Annotated in this window: 14 protein-coding genes; 12 read left to right on the top strand and 2 right to left on the bottom strand. The window is 40.6% G+C overall.

Annotated features, from left to right (window positions below):
* Positions 1–11 precede the first annotated feature (11 nt).
* The 10 genes from BLP87_RS02975 (at position 12) to BLP87_RS02930 (ending at position 9105) form a co-directional block, all read left to right on the top strand.
* Positions 12–830 (top strand): Cof-type HAD-IIB family hydrolase, encoded by an 819-nt coding sequence (locus BLP87_RS02975; RefSeq protein WP_074461370.1) that lies wholly within the window; start codon positions 12–14, stop codon positions 828–830.
* A 144-nt stretch (positions 831–974) separates the two neighbouring features.
* Complete coding sequence (locus BLP87_RS02970; RefSeq protein WP_074461369.1) at positions 975–1433, top strand: RNA polymerase sigma factor; 459 nt, start codon at positions 975–977, stop codon at positions 1431–1433.
* Entirely contained in the window at positions 1423–2136 is a 714-nt protein-coding gene (locus BLP87_RS02965) for a hypothetical protein (RefSeq protein ID WP_074461368.1), read from the top strand. The genes BLP87_RS02970 and BLP87_RS02965 overlap by 11 nt, the downstream gene beginning before the upstream one ends.
* Entirely contained in the window at positions 2133–2822 is a 690-nt protein-coding gene (locus BLP87_RS02960; RefSeq protein WP_074461367.1) for an ABC transporter ATP-binding protein, read from the top strand. Before BLP87_RS02965 ends, BLP87_RS02960 begins: the two co-directional genes overlap by 4 nt.
* Position 2823: 1 nt before the next feature.
* Positions 2824–3957 carry an ABC transporter permease subunit gene (locus BLP87_RS02955; RefSeq protein ID WP_074461366.1) on the top strand — a complete coding sequence of 378 codons (1134 nt, stop codon included), beginning with the start codon at positions 2824–2826 and terminating at the stop codon, positions 3955–3957.
* A 24-nt stretch (positions 3958–3981) separates the two neighbouring features.
* Positions 3982–4833, top strand: a complete 852-nt coding sequence (locus BLP87_RS02950; RefSeq protein ID WP_176756589.1) for a PHP domain-containing protein — start codon at positions 3982–3984, stop codon at positions 4831–4833.
* A 59-nt stretch (positions 4834–4892) separates the two neighbouring features.
* Positions 4893–6272 (top strand): TrpB-like pyridoxal phosphate-dependent enzyme, encoded by a 1380-nt coding sequence (locus BLP87_RS02945; RefSeq protein ID WP_074461364.1) that lies wholly within the window; start codon positions 4893–4895, stop codon positions 6270–6272.
* Positions 6273–6376: 104 nt separating this feature from the next.
* Positions 6377–7540 carry a glycosyl hydrolase family 8 gene (locus BLP87_RS02940; protein ID WP_074461363.1) on the top strand — a complete coding sequence of 388 codons (1164 nt, stop codon included), beginning with the start codon at positions 6377–6379 and terminating at the stop codon, positions 7538–7540.
* 263 nt (positions 7541–7803) lie between these two features.
* Entirely contained in the window at positions 7804–8400 is a 597-nt protein-coding gene (locus BLP87_RS02935) for a hypothetical protein (RefSeq protein ID WP_074461362.1), read from the top strand.
* A 123-nt stretch (positions 8401–8523) separates the two neighbouring features.
* Positions 8524–9105, top strand: coding sequence for a hypothetical protein (locus BLP87_RS02930; RefSeq protein WP_026666881.1), 582 nt, complete (start codon positions 8524–8526; stop codon positions 9103–9105).
* 60 nt (positions 9106–9165) lie between these two features.
* Here BLP87_RS02930 and BLP87_RS02925 read toward each other — a convergent pair whose 3' ends face one another.
* Complete coding sequence (locus BLP87_RS02925; protein WP_074461361.1) at positions 9166–9585, bottom strand: HIT family protein; 420 nt, start codon at positions 9583–9585, stop codon at positions 9166–9168.
* A gap of 84 nt (positions 9586–9669) precedes the next feature.
* Complete coding sequence (gene thrH, locus BLP87_RS02920) at positions 9670–10269, bottom strand: bifunctional phosphoserine phosphatase/homoserine phosphotransferase ThrH (RefSeq protein WP_074461360.1); 600 nt, start codon at positions 10267–10269, stop codon at positions 9670–9672.
* 162 nt (positions 10270–10431) lie between these two features.
* On the opposite strand from thrH, the gene BLP87_RS02915 reads away from it, so the two are divergent.
* Both BLP87_RS02915 and BLP87_RS02910 read left to right on the top strand, forming a co-directional pair.
* Positions 10432–12066, top strand: a complete 1635-nt coding sequence (locus BLP87_RS02915) for an Mbeg1-like protein (protein ID WP_074461359.1) — start codon at positions 10432–10434, stop codon at positions 12064–12066.
* A gap of 280 nt (positions 12067–12346) precedes the next feature.
* Positions 12347–14023, top strand: a complete 1677-nt coding sequence (locus tag BLP87_RS02910) for a zinc-ribbon domain-containing protein (RefSeq protein ID WP_074461358.1) — start codon at positions 12347–12349, stop codon at positions 14021–14023.
* The last annotated feature ends 47 nt before the right edge of the window (positions 14024–14070 follow it).

Genomic DNA, 14070 nt, shown 5'->3' with positions numbered 1-14070 from the left:
AGGAGTAATAAGTGAAGAGATCTGACAGAAAGATTTTTTTCTTTGACCTAGACGGCACTCTTCTTACAACTAAAAAAGATATTTCACCAAGGACAATGGATGCCCTGAAGAAGTTCACGGATGCCGGTAATTATTTTTGCATAAATACCGGCAGGGCGATAGATAGTGCGAAAGCTGTCTATCGCGGACTGGGACTTGACTTTAAGGGCTCTTTTTTGTGTGGTTGTAACGGAACCGAGATTTACAGTGTCGATGAGGATAAGTACGTATATAAGACCGGAGTTCCACTTGAGCTTGTACCTGTTATTATGGATATGGCGAAAAAATATGATATTCACTGCCATACCTATAATGACACGCACATAGTAACTTCGATGAATGACGAGTGCATGGATTATTACAGGAGGGTTATCAAAACGCCGCTTCTTGTAACCGATGATGTGGTAAAAGAGCTCACATCCCCACCGCCAAAGATGATTGCGATAGAGCTTCACGATAAGGTGAAGCAGGAGAATTTCCGTAAGGCACTCGATGAGGTTGTGGGCGACAGACTCACTCTTTTATATTCAAGTCCGTATTACCTTGAGATATTCCCAAAGGAAGCCGGAAAAGGAAGTGCGGTAAAGAGGCTTGCGGATATACTTGGCGTTCCTATCGAAAATACCTATGCCGCGGGAGATGAAGAAAATGATATTTCGATGCTCGAGGCAGCAGGTGTCGGCGTAGCCATGCTGAATGGAAAGGATGCGGTCAAAAAAGTCAGCGATGTTGTTACGACTTACGATAACGACCACGATGGACTTGCTGATATAATCCTGGGCGCTATATGATAAATTATAAATATGTTTATTGGAAGCAATTGAGATTGAAATATCTCGGTTGCTTTTTTTTGGATTTGCAAAAAAAAGTTATTTAGTGCCGCACATTTTCGTGTGATATCCGTTAATCATTATGAAGGGGGCAAAACTGAATCCATGGACTTAGAAAAAGCTTATGACAAGATATACCGGTATACGTACTTTAAACTTAATGATCAAGCTGTTGCGGAAGATATAGTGCAGGAAACGTTTCTTCGCTTTATGGAACAAAGAGGAAGATTTAGTGATTATGAAATGCGATATTTATATACCATAGCCAGAAATCTTTGTATTGACGAATTTAGAAGGGTTAAACCTGAACCATTGCCTGATGACTATGAACAGAGGAACTTTTATTCGGGGAAATCCACGGAAGATATAGTGATGGTTCGTGAAGCGTTATCACATCTATCTGTTGAAGATCAGGAATTATTACTATTAAGGCATGTGAACAAAGAATCGGTTGGAACTATCAGTAATGCGCTTGGAATATCCAGATTTGCGCTTTATAGACGGTTGAAGGCAGCTGAGAATGAACTTCGCATGAGATTGGAGGTGGAGAAAAATGAAGAATGATATGGAAAAACTTTTAAGTGACGCTTTTTATGCGCCGGAGCCAAAGAATAAACAGGCATTTCTTAAGAACATACGACCAAGAGAAATAAGCACATTTGAAATGATCCTTCAGCAGTTTTATTATATCAGATTTTCCGTTTGGCTATATGTACTGGGATTGATCGTGGTCGTGGTTACGGGGGCGTTATTACAATTTGAGGCTATAAGAATTCTTTTTACCATTATGATGTCTTTTACTGCGGTAATTACGGTTCTGGAGACAAGAAGATCAAAAAAATTCGGAATGTCGGAATTGGAAATGGCAACGAGATATTCATTAAAAAGTGTGGTTATTGCAAGAATGTTGATCGTTGGAATGGTTTCACTTGCTGTTTTATTCATCTCGTCACCGATTATGGCAATTTCTTTTCAGGAGGATGTAATAATCACGACAATGCGAACAATGATTCCATATCTTGTTACATTGTTCGTCAGTCTGAGATTTGAGCGAAGTGTACTTGGAAGATCGACAGAATATGGTTCTTTGGTTATAGGATTTGCTGTTTCAGCAGCTATGATCTTTTTTCACACTAATTGCAGGGAAATTATCATTGGATACATTGAAATGGTAGAAAAGTGGGGCGTGTTTATAGTGGTATTACTAATTGCATTAACTGTGTCTGAGCAATGTAAGACCGTGAAAAATGTGGAGGAGTTTGCATGAACTTATCAGTAGACAGATTATCTAAACAATACAAAAACAAAATTGCAGTGGATCGGATATCTTTCAATCTTACGGATGGTGTGACCGGCTTATTGGGGGCAAACGGGGCGGGAAAGACGACACTTATGCGTATGATGTCGGGAATATTAAATCCGACAAGCGGATCCGTGACAGCAGATGGAATCCCTGTTCAGACAGAAGAATACCGTGCTCTTTTGGGCTATTTACCGCAGGATTTTGGATATTACCCTGAATTTACTGCAAGAGAATTTGTGCAATATATAGCGGCACTAAAAGGAATTGAGAAAAAAAAAGCTAAAAATAAAACGGAAGAATTACTGGAGACGGTAGGTCTTTCTGATGTTGCAAATAAAAAGATCAAGACTTTTTCCGGAGGTATGAAACAAAGAGTCGGTATCGCACAGGCTCTTGTAAACGATCCTAAAATTCTGATTTTGGATGAACCGACGGCCGGACTCGACCCTAAGGAGCGCGTTCGTTTTCGAAATCTGATCGCTGAGATCGGTAAAACAAGTATAGTCTTATTTTCAACGCATATTGTGTCTGATATTGAGCACATCGCAGGTAATTTACTTATGATTCGTGACGGACAATTGATTTATGAAGGAAAGTGGGACAATCAAAAAGGTGATCTTGAACAATTCTATATGGAGGAGTTTGGCTGACATGAATAATCTCGGAACGCTTTATAGATTTGAAATTAAAAAGATCCTGAAGAATCGTGTAACTCAGGTAATGTTGGTAATCTTATGTATAATTACCATATTGGAGGCAATAGTGCCGGGTCTGTCTGTGACACGCGACAAGCGCGATGCGCGCATGGAACTGAACGGAAGAATCATTGACGATACATTGCTGAATGAAATGTATCAAAATATAGATGATAATGGACATTCGTCAACCCCGAATAATGAAAAGTATTTTGGGATATGTTACTTGGAACAGACTTCGATACCGGGGCCTGATAATGTTCTTGCTGATTACACGGCAGAAGATATGTATAGGGCTCGAGAAGAACAAATTTTGGGATATATGGATGATATAGAGCTGAGCGATCAAATTATTACCCACTGGAAAGAAATAATGAAAAAAACAGAAAAGCCTTTTAAATATATTTATTCGTGCGGAAGTCTTTTCTTATCACAGGGACTTGGCGTAATGATGTTGATAATCATGCTTTTGTCTGCATTATGTCTTACTACGGTATTTACAATCGAGTACAGGCAGCGTACGGATCAGATTGTGCTAAGTAGCAGGAACGGTCGAAAAGAGACATATCTTGTTAAATTATGTGCGGGTCTGTCGGTTATTATCGCAAGCACCGTTTTTGCAACCGGACTACTTACAGTGCTTATATTTGTAATATACGGAAGTTCGGGATTTGATTCTATTGTTCAGTTATCGTCGATATTTTCAGCATATCCTTTTTCAATGGGGCAATTCATCATTATTCAAATGGTAATAATGATCACGGTGGTAATAATGTATGCTGTGTTTGCAATGGTAGTTTCAATATTTACCAAAAACAGTCTTGCCGTTATGGGTATGATGTTTGGTGCATATCTGTTTGGAGAGCTTGATGTTTTATCGGATAAGGCAGGAAATATATCTTTCCTGAGAACTTTAATGTCGTCATATGTAATCAGTATGCATTCTCTTTCGGAGTACAGGATGCTGAATATCGGAGGTAAACTGTTTACGATATATGTTGCTTCACCGATACTATATCTGCTAATATCAATCATATTAACTGTTATCGGTAGTATGGTTTATGAAAGAGGTCAGGTAAACGGCCGCTGATACCTGCAAGATATAGGAGAAATCATGAGAGCAATCGATCTACATACACATTCAACATATTCGGACGGAACTTTTTCTGTAAAAGAGCTGATTGACAGGGCACATGAAAAGGGGCTTGCTGCGATAGCGCTGACAGATCATGACACGGTGGACGGTGTTGATGAAGCTATAGAGTATGCTGCTTCGAAATATCCCGATTTGGAAGTCGTTCCGGGCGTTGAGCTTTCAACTGAGGGTGAAGGTCGAGAAGTGCATATTGTTGGATTGTATATTGACAATCATGATGATGAGTTCGTAAGCGGGCTGAAAGATTTTATAGATTCGAGAACTACCAGAAACAAGAAGATGTGTAAGAAGCTCACGGAGGAAGCGGGAATACCTATTTCATATGAGGAGCTTACAAAGGAGTTTCCTGATACCGTGATAACTAGGGCGCATTATGCTAAATTCATGGTAGACAGGGGATACGTAAACAGCAGAGCGGAGGTCTTTGACAGATATATAGGAGACCATTGCCCGTACTATGTCGGAAGAGAGAAGATAACTCCCGAAGATGCCATAAGGAGCATACTTAAGGCTAAGGGAGTTCCTGTTTTTGCCCATCCTATCTTGTGCAGATTCGGCGACGACAGACTGGATGCGTTTGTGGGAAAACTTAAAGACGCAGGACTTGTGGGAATAGAAGCGATTTATTCCACGTATGAACTACGGGATGAGAGGCAGATAAAAGAGCTTGCGAAGAAATACGATCTTTTGGTAAGCGGAGGATCTGATTTTCACGGGGCGAATAAACCTGATATAGACCTCGGAACGGGCTGCGGAAAGCTGTTTGTTCCTGAGGATTTACTGATACCTATAAAGGCTGCAAGAGGTTGACATTGCGGCCTTTTTTGTGCTTTAATGAACTAAATTGCGAAAGTTAGGGGGCTTTTTTTATGAGCGAAAATACAAAGATACCTTATAAAATTTATCTTAGCGAGGACGAGATTCCAAAACAGTGGTATAACGTCAGAGCGGATATGAAGAATAAACCGGCGCCGCTTCTTAATCCTGCGACAATGAAGCCGATGAGCTTTGACGATCTTCGTCCTGTTTTTTGTGATGAACTTATAAAGCAGGAACTTGATGATACAACTGCTTATATAGATATTCCGGATGAGATCCGAAACTTTTACAAGATGTACAGACCCGCTCCGTTGGTAAGAGCGTACTGTCTTGAGAAAGCACTTGGAACTCCGGCAAAGATTTATTACAAATTTGAAGGTAATAATACGAGCGGAAGCCACAAGCTTAATTCTGCTATTGTTCAGGCATATTATGCCAAGAAGCAGGGACTTAAGGGCGTTACAACCGAGACCGGTGCAGGTCAGTGGGGAACGGCTCTTTCAATGGCATCTGCATATCTTGGAATTGATTGTAAAGTATATATGGTTAAGGTTTCATATGAGCAGAAACCTTTCAGACGTGAAGTTATGCGTACATACGGAGCAAGCGTAACACCTTCTCCTTCAATGGATACAGAAATCGGAAGAAAGATAAATGCGGAGCACCCCGGAACAACAGGTTCACTTGGCTGCGCTATTTCTGAGGCCGTAGAAGTTGCTACAAAGACGGAAGGTTACAGATATGTACTTGGAAGCGTTCTTAATCAGGTACTTCTTCACCAGACTGTAATAGGTCTTGAAGCAAAGGCTGCGCTTGATAAGTACGGTATTACTCCCGATATCATCATTGGCTGTGCGGGAGGCGGATCTAACCTCGGCGGACTTATTTCTCCTTTCATGGGTGAGAAACTTCGCGGCGAAAAAGATTATCAGATCATTGCTATTGAGCCTGCAAGCTGTCCAAGCCTTACAAGAGGTAAATTTGCATATGATTTCTGCGATACGGGAATGGTATGTCCTCTTGCGAAAATGTACACACTTGGAAGTAACTTTATTCCTTCGGCAAACCATGCGGGAGGACTTAGATATCACGGCATGAGCCCGATTCTTTCACAGCTCTATCACGATGGTTATATGGAAGCAAGATCCGTTGAGCAGACAGCTGTATTCGAGGCAGCAGAGCAGTTTGCAAGAGTTGAGGGAATCCTTCCCGCTCCCGAGAGTAGCCACGCTATCAAAGCCGCTATCGATGAAGCACTTAAGTGCAAGGAGACTGGTGAAGAGAAGACAATTCTGTTTGGTCTTACGGGAACAGGTTACTTTGATATGGTTGCATATCAGAAGTTCAACGACGGTGAGATGTCAGATTACATCCCTACAGACGAAGAACTTGAGAAGAGTTTCGCAACACTTCCAAAAGTAAATATTTAAAAAAGTAAATGCTTAAAATTGAGGCAAAAGTGATTTAGGATGATAAGTCACTTTTGCCTTTTTTGTTTATAATAAGAACTATTATTACTATAAGGAGGGTTCTTATGGCGGCGTATAATGACAAAAAATACAGAAATGTTTTTAGTGAGATCGGAAAAAGCGATGCTGAGATCGAAAAGAAGATCAAGGATGCGGTAGATACCTTTTTCTACGGATCTGATGATGAGAGAATCTATCATCCTGTCGGTGATGATATGGGATATTTTGAGGATACGGGTAATCATGATGCAAGGACGGAAGGCATGTCCTATGGAATGATGATGTGTGTTCAGCTTGATATGAAGGAAGAGTTTGACCGTATCTGGAAGTGGTCCAAGACTTATATGTTCATGGATGAAGGTGAAAACGAGGGTTATTTTGCATGGAGCTGCAATGTTGACGGCTCAAGAAATTCAGACGGTCCCGCACCTGACGGAGAAGAGTTTTATGCAATGGCTCTTTTCTTTGCTTCACACAGGTGGGGCGACGGAGAAGGCATATTTAATTACTCCGCTGAGGCAAAAGAGATACTGAGGGCCTGTGTTCATAAAGGTGAGAACGGAAGAGCGGGTGCACCTATGTGGAACAGGGACAATCATCTCGTTTTGTTTGTTCCGGGACACCCTTTCTCAGATCCTTCTTATCATCTGCCTCATTTTTATGAGCTTTTCGCAGAGTGGGCTTATGAAGAAGATAAGGAGTTCTGGCAGACTGCAGCCAAGGAGAGTAGAAAGTATCTTGTAAAGACCTGCCATCCTGTTACAGGACTTAATCCCGAGTACGGAAATTTTGACGGCTCTCCTGTAAACGATCCAATGCCGTGGGACGGAAGCGTTCACGGAAGATTTTTCAGCGATGCATACAGAACAGCTGCAAACATCGGTCTTGACGCCGAGTGGTTTGGAAAAGACGAAGGTCAGATTTCCGTTCCGCTTAAGATGATGAAGTTCTTCGGAACGGATATTGAGGCAATGAGATGCGTATATGAAATTGACGGAACAAGCCTTGAACTTCCCGTTCTTCATCCGGTAGGACTTCTTGCAACAATGGCCCAGAGCGCACTTTCTGTTCCTTACAGCAAGGAAAGCGGAAGCGATTTCGAAATCGCATCAAAGTGGGTTGAATGGTTCTGGAACCAGCCACTCAGACAGGGAAAGAGAAGATACTATGATAACTGTCTGTATCTCTTTGCACTTCTTGCTCTTTCGGGAAATTACAGAATCTGGTAATTGAATCGGAATTAAAACTTTAAATAAATGAGTGCTGCAATCTTTAAGTAATTGTTTTTGCTTACCGATTGCGGCATTTTTTTATATCAAAGGAAATTGTTTCCAATATGGGATATTATTTGATTTGAAGCAACAGTTGGCTATTTGATTTGTGATATTATATAAGGAGTGTTGTTAAGTCCGATGGAATGTGACTTTGAGTTCATATGTGTGCTGCTGATGCAGGTGTGCTGTGGGGTGAACATTATATATATGGAGGTAGTATGGAAAAAAAGAAGATTTTAGGCATTGCTTTGATGATAGTTTTTTGCGTATTGATGTGGGGAATATTCTTTATGCTTGGGATTAAAACAATCGGTGCTGTACTTGCTCCGATTGTCATTTGTCTGGTATGCTGGGGAGCAGGAATAGGTTATGAAAAGCTGCTTGAAAAAACAGGTGAAAGTAAGAAGGTTGTTGTAACAATAGCTTTGCTTGCTTTTCTGGGCATTCTTTCAGTATTGTTCCTTTCCGAAGGAAAAGATATAGCCGGAAAGATAGTCAGCTTCTTATTCCCAAGCGTGCTTGGTGGAATGATATTTGCCGGAGGATGTCTTGGAACCAAGTGCAAGAAGGACTTCAGTGAGAAGCTTGGCATGTTTAAAGGGATTGCAGCAGGCACCGGAGTGCTATTTCTCTTGCTTTATGTATTTGCGGTATTTAACCGGCATGTAATCGGGACACTTAATGATGTACTGCAGATGATAGTCTTTGGAGTAATCTTTTTTGCCGCAAGCTTTTGGGAGAAAACATCCGAATCCAAGAGCGATGATGAGGAAGAGAATGCAGAGGAAATAAAGGAGGATAAAATAAATGGTTAAACATGTGATAGATGTACGAGATAGGATAGTAAATAATGAATAAAAAGTTAACTTTTTGCAGTAAAAATTCCATGCATGTGATATGATACATAGCGTAATATTGTTTTTAAGGAGAAAATTGCTATGAAAAAGAAATTTTTAACATTATGCGCTATCGTATCTATTAGCGCTATGTCTATTGCTTGTGGGGATACAGCTACTGAGGGTGAAACAGCTGTTGCTGAGCTATCAGGTGTAGAAACTGATATTGATTTTGATGATGAGGCAGATGCTGCGGAAGCAGAAGTGTCTGAAGAAGCGGATGATGCTGCATCTACCGATGGTAGTGGCGAAGAAGGAAAGTATTCTGTATTTACAGATGCCAGCGATGCTGAGGTAGAGGCATATGCACAGAAGGTTGTAGATGCAGTTCTTGCAAAAGACTGGGATTCTGTTGGCGATATGATTTCTTATCCTATCGGTTCTAAAGAGGATAACAACCTTTGCAATAATAAGGAAGAGTTTGTGGAATATGCCAAGAATACAGGCTTTGATGACAGCTATTTCAAATCACTTTCAGCATGGAAAGTTTCAGATTTATGGGGCAACTGGCAGGGGGGTTGTATTGATGATGGAAATATCTGGTTTAGTGGTGTAAATGATGAAGGATTCAAGATTCTTACATTGTTTGATTTACGCATGGGTGATGCTACAATAACAGATTAAATTTAAAGGGCTAAGCACAAATAATCAGTGCTTAGCCCTGTTTTTTCTATCAAAGTTCTATCAAAGATTTGCTTTGATCTTGGCGATGATCTCGTCGTATTCAGCGTCGCTGAGGAACTTCTCCTGAGGATTCATTGCGAATACGCCGCCCCATTCATATCCGTCCTTGTACTTGGGTACGAGGTGCATGTGAAGGTGGCAGAGAGTATCACTGTATGCTCCGTAGTTGACCTTGTCGGGATTAAATGCTGCATGAATAGCTTTTGCGGCACGATTAACATCTGCAAAGAATGCATTTCTCTCATCATCTGAGATGTCTACGATCTCATTTACATGATCCTTGTAAGCTACGATGCATCTTCCGAGATGGCTCTGCTCCTTGAAGAGAACCAGCTGGCTTACGCCGAGGTCACAGATTTTGATTCCGAATTTTGCAAGGTTGTCTCCGCCTGCACAATAAGGACAGTTGTTGTCTTTCATACTTCTTATTCCTTTCAAAACGTTATATTGCGTAACGTCGGCATTTATGCGGCTTTCGCTGGTGCCGACGATGACATTCCTATATTATAGAGCTTTTTTGATCGCTTGTAAAAGGTCTTTGTACTCTTCGAATGCAGGAAGATCGGGATAATCAGCCTTGATCTTGTCTGTGGAACGGAAGAGGAAGCCTGCTTTTGAAGCCTGGATCATTGCAAGATCGTTGTAGCTGTCGCCGCTTGCAATGGTTTCGTATCCGATTGACTGAAGAGCTTTAACGGTTGTGAGCTTTGAGTTTTCAATTCTCATCTTGAAACCTGTGATCTCGCCGCTTTCTGCAACTTCAAGAGAATTGCAGAAGATTGTGGGCCATCCGAGCTTCTCCATGAGAGGAGTTGCAAACTGTGTGAATGTATCACTGATGATGATCACCTGAGTAGTCTTTCTGAGTTCATCAAGGAACTCTTTTGCACCCGGAAGAGGATCGATCTTTGCGATTGTATCCTGAATCTCTTTAAGTCCGAGATCGTGTTCTTTGAGAATTCCGATTCTCCATTTCATAAGCTTATCGTAATCAGGCTCGTCTCTGGTTGTTCTCTTAAGTTCGGGGATTCCGCTTGCTTCGGCAAAAGCAATCCAGATTTCGGGAACGAGCACGCCTTCAAGGTCTAAACAAACAATATTCATTATTTTATGCTCCTATTTCGTATTTTTTTCTTTGACGATTTTAACACATTAACGCAATGCAAACAATGTTTTATTTCTGCATCTTGAGATGAGCGGCAAAGGTTCTTTTTACTGGACAAAACTGATATAAGGATTAATATTAATTATAAGAGGTAAGAGATTATGGCAAATCTTGTAAATTATATTAAATGGCGCGGGGATCTTGGTTTTGAGCAGTCGCCCTTTAATGAGGTGGACAATCTTGCATTTTCGCTCCTTATTTACAATGACTTAAACGGGATTGTTCCCGATTCTGCAACAGGCGGTGAGATCACGGTCAAAAAAGCTGCCGACATATATTTCAGTACGCATCCAAAAGATGGACTTTCGAGAGTCGATTTTGACTGGGTGCTGCTGTACATGGCAAAGAGTAAAAGGTTTGGGGAGCTTACTCTTTCCGACTATCTTGATGTCAACGATATGGACAAAGATATGCTTATAACGGCGATGACTATTCATTTTCCGGACGGAAGTCTCTTTGTTTCGTTTCGCGGAACAACAATGGATATCGATGACTGGAGGATGGATTTTAAGATAAGCTTTGAAGAGATCATGGCGCAAAAAGAAGCTGTGAACTATCTTAGGTATATTCTGTCCAAATATGCAGGTGACGTTTATGTGGGAGGTCATTCAAAAGGCGGGAATCTGGCAGTTTATTCCGCTATGAATCTTCCGAATATTGTTCAACAAAGGATTAAACATGTTTACAGTAATGACGGCCCGGGAATATGTCCGGAGCTTCTTGATGAGAGAAAATTTGCAAATGTAAAATGGAAACTTACACATATAGTTCCTACGTACAGCATTGTCGGTATGCTGTTTGAGCTGGATGTCCCGCACAAGATTGTTGCAAGTGACGGTGAGAGGATGCTTCAGCACTCAGGAATGACGTGGAAAGTTGACGGTGATCATTTTGTCACCAAAAAGCATCTGACAGAGGAAAGTTCTGCGCTTAACAGGGTTATCGATGACTGGATAGAAAATGCTACAATGGAGCAGCGAGAAGCGTTTACTAGGGATATTTTTGACGCTATGAAAGCGGGCGGCGCGGTATCTCTATATGATATATCAAAGGGCGGATTCCATGATTTTGGAACAATCTTGCTGTCTGCGGCTCAGTCGGAGAGTAAGACCAAGATCATTCTTGGAAAGTTCTTCGGATCGCTGTGGCGTGAATTTGAGAAAATAAGGGTTATGGAGGCGCTTAAAACCCAGCAGGGACTTGTTGATGCTTTTCTTATCCTTCTCGGTATCGTGTTCCTTGCAATTCCGAAGGCTATCTATAATATGATAGGCGGAGCGGTTGCTCTTACGTGCGCATTGTTCAGCGCTTCCAGAATACTTAAGGCGGGAACGAGAGATGAGAAGGCATTTATAAAACGGGGCCGAATGCTCTTTCACATAATCGTAATGAGCTTCATGGTGTTTATCGTATCCAACGTGGAACGCATTCCGAGATGGACCAATGCATTTATTTCAATCGTCTTTTTTACCATGGCGGCAGCCAGTGTTCAGTACGTAATTAAGCATAAAAAGACGATAAAGAGGTCGGGGAGCTTCTGGATGATACTTATCGCGGTTGTAAACCTGAACATTGGTATCATCTCACTTGCTACGCCGCAGAGACTGACTTCCGTGAAATCCCTCACGGTTGGAAGTTATCTGGTTTTGATCGGAATTGTAAGGTTGCTTATACAGATTTTGTCTAAGAGACCTTCTCCAAAGGATAACGGATATTCTTACGAAAGTGAAGATTGAGAGATTTATACTGACGCAAAAGTACCACCACCGGGAGTCTACCGCAGTGATGGTACTTTTATTATTGGTTTAAGGGAGGTTATTTAGCAGGTTTATTTATCTTTGTAAGATATATCGGAGAAAAAAGATTGCCCTTTAGAGGTTTATATTTATTTGATAGATTGTTTAGAAATGTAAAAAACAATATGATTTTACGCTTTTTCGTGTAAAATAGAAATCGTGGGTTTAAAGTAGGGATGTCTTAGTTATAAAAGACAATAAAAAAACTTGGAGGAGAATTATGAAATGTAACAATTGTGGTAGAGAAATTAGTGATACCAGCAATTTCTGTGTATACTGCGGGACACAGGTAGCAAATCAGCAGTATGCACAGAATGCTGCAGCGATGGGGAATATGGCTGAGGCTGAGGCTAAGGCAAATGCAAGTGATAAAAAAGGGAAGATCGGTCTGATTGTTTTGGTTGTGATCATTTTTGCAGTTATATCCGGAATTATCTGCAATTTTGCTTTTAACTTGGTAAAAAAATATGTTATGCCGGAGTTGGCAAGAATAACAGATACAAATGCAGATACGAATACAAATGCGAATACTAATACTAATTCGCATACTAATATTAGTGTTTCGGGAAATGCAATGGTTGTTGTCGATGGAGCGATATTCAATTCAGCCGGAGGAGTAAATGAGCAGTTTAAAGGAGCGGAAGGATATGAATTCTACTCAGACCCTGAGGGCACGGTCGGAGTTATCTTTGTTGAGGGTGAAGTATATTTAATCGATTCCAAATTAAAGACAACGCTCATTGATGATAATTGCGTGGACGTATCAATGAACTTTACCGGCAATTATGTTTATGTGGCGACATCAGAGAAATCCAAGCTTGGCAAAGGCTTATGCGTTTACAATACAAAAGATAACAGTTATAACTTGATAGAAGAGTGCGATATAATTGATTCATGCTGCGTTACAGCCTCTCCGGACGGTAATACTGCGCTTGTTTCAAGAACAGACGGATTATTTATCATGGGGGTTGACGGAACGAGTGAAAATATATTCGACGTGAATCAATTTTTTAACGTGATTTCCGTATCAAATGACAGGCATGTGGCATATTTCTCGCCCCAAATGGGTAAGGGAGTGTTTTGCTGGAAAGATGGCAACGTTATTAAGATTTATGATGGTGAATTTAACTCTTTTAGCGGTAATGTTGCGTTAAATGCAGATTGTAAAAAAATCTTGTTTAAGAAATCGGGTGAAGGATTACGTTATTTCGATTCAAACGAAATGAGCGAGTCAAAAGTTATTCTGTCAGATGCATATGTCGATGCGTATTATAAAGGAAGAGGATTTATTCTTTCAGATATTACAGTTAATTATTTCCCTGAGGCCGAAACCTTTGAAGGAATGTATTTAGTTGCTGATAGAAGTAGTTATTGGCTTAATTCCGATATGGAAGCTGTTTGTAAAACGGATGGATTTTCAACTTCATATTCAAGAAGAGAATTTAAGGTTTATGATATAGAGGATAGTTCGATAAATGCAATCATATATAAGGACGGGAAGACGCAGACAGAAGAGCTGTACCACGGTGATAATGTCGTATATGATGTTGCGGTAAGTGATGATGAAAGCGTTATGTGGATCTTATTATATGATAAGATCGTTACTTACAAAGACGGAAAAGTTGTGGGTGAAGCACTTAAGGTTCCGGGGGATGGCTTTTCCATTGGAAATATAATGAACGATCCATTGAGTGATAAAGCATATTGTTTAAGTGATAACGGAACTGTATATGTTCTTGATGAAAACGGAAATCATGATGAGATTGGAAAGGTTGATAATGCATATGGCTTTTGGGATGAGTATTCCGCCGGAAAAAGCATTATTTCCGTTGAAAGTGATGATTATACTTTATCATATATCGTATATGGTAATATTGTAAAAATGATTGATAAATGATAAATGAAAAACGCCGGCCGCATTACTGCGACCGGCGAAATCTTTTT

Source organism: Butyrivibrio hungatei (genome assembly GCF_900101605.1).
Taxonomy (GTDB): Bacteria; Bacillota; Clostridia; order Lachnospirales; family Lachnospiraceae; genus Butyrivibrio; species Butyrivibrio hungatei_B.
This window is presented reverse-complemented; position numbering and strand designations above follow the sequence as displayed.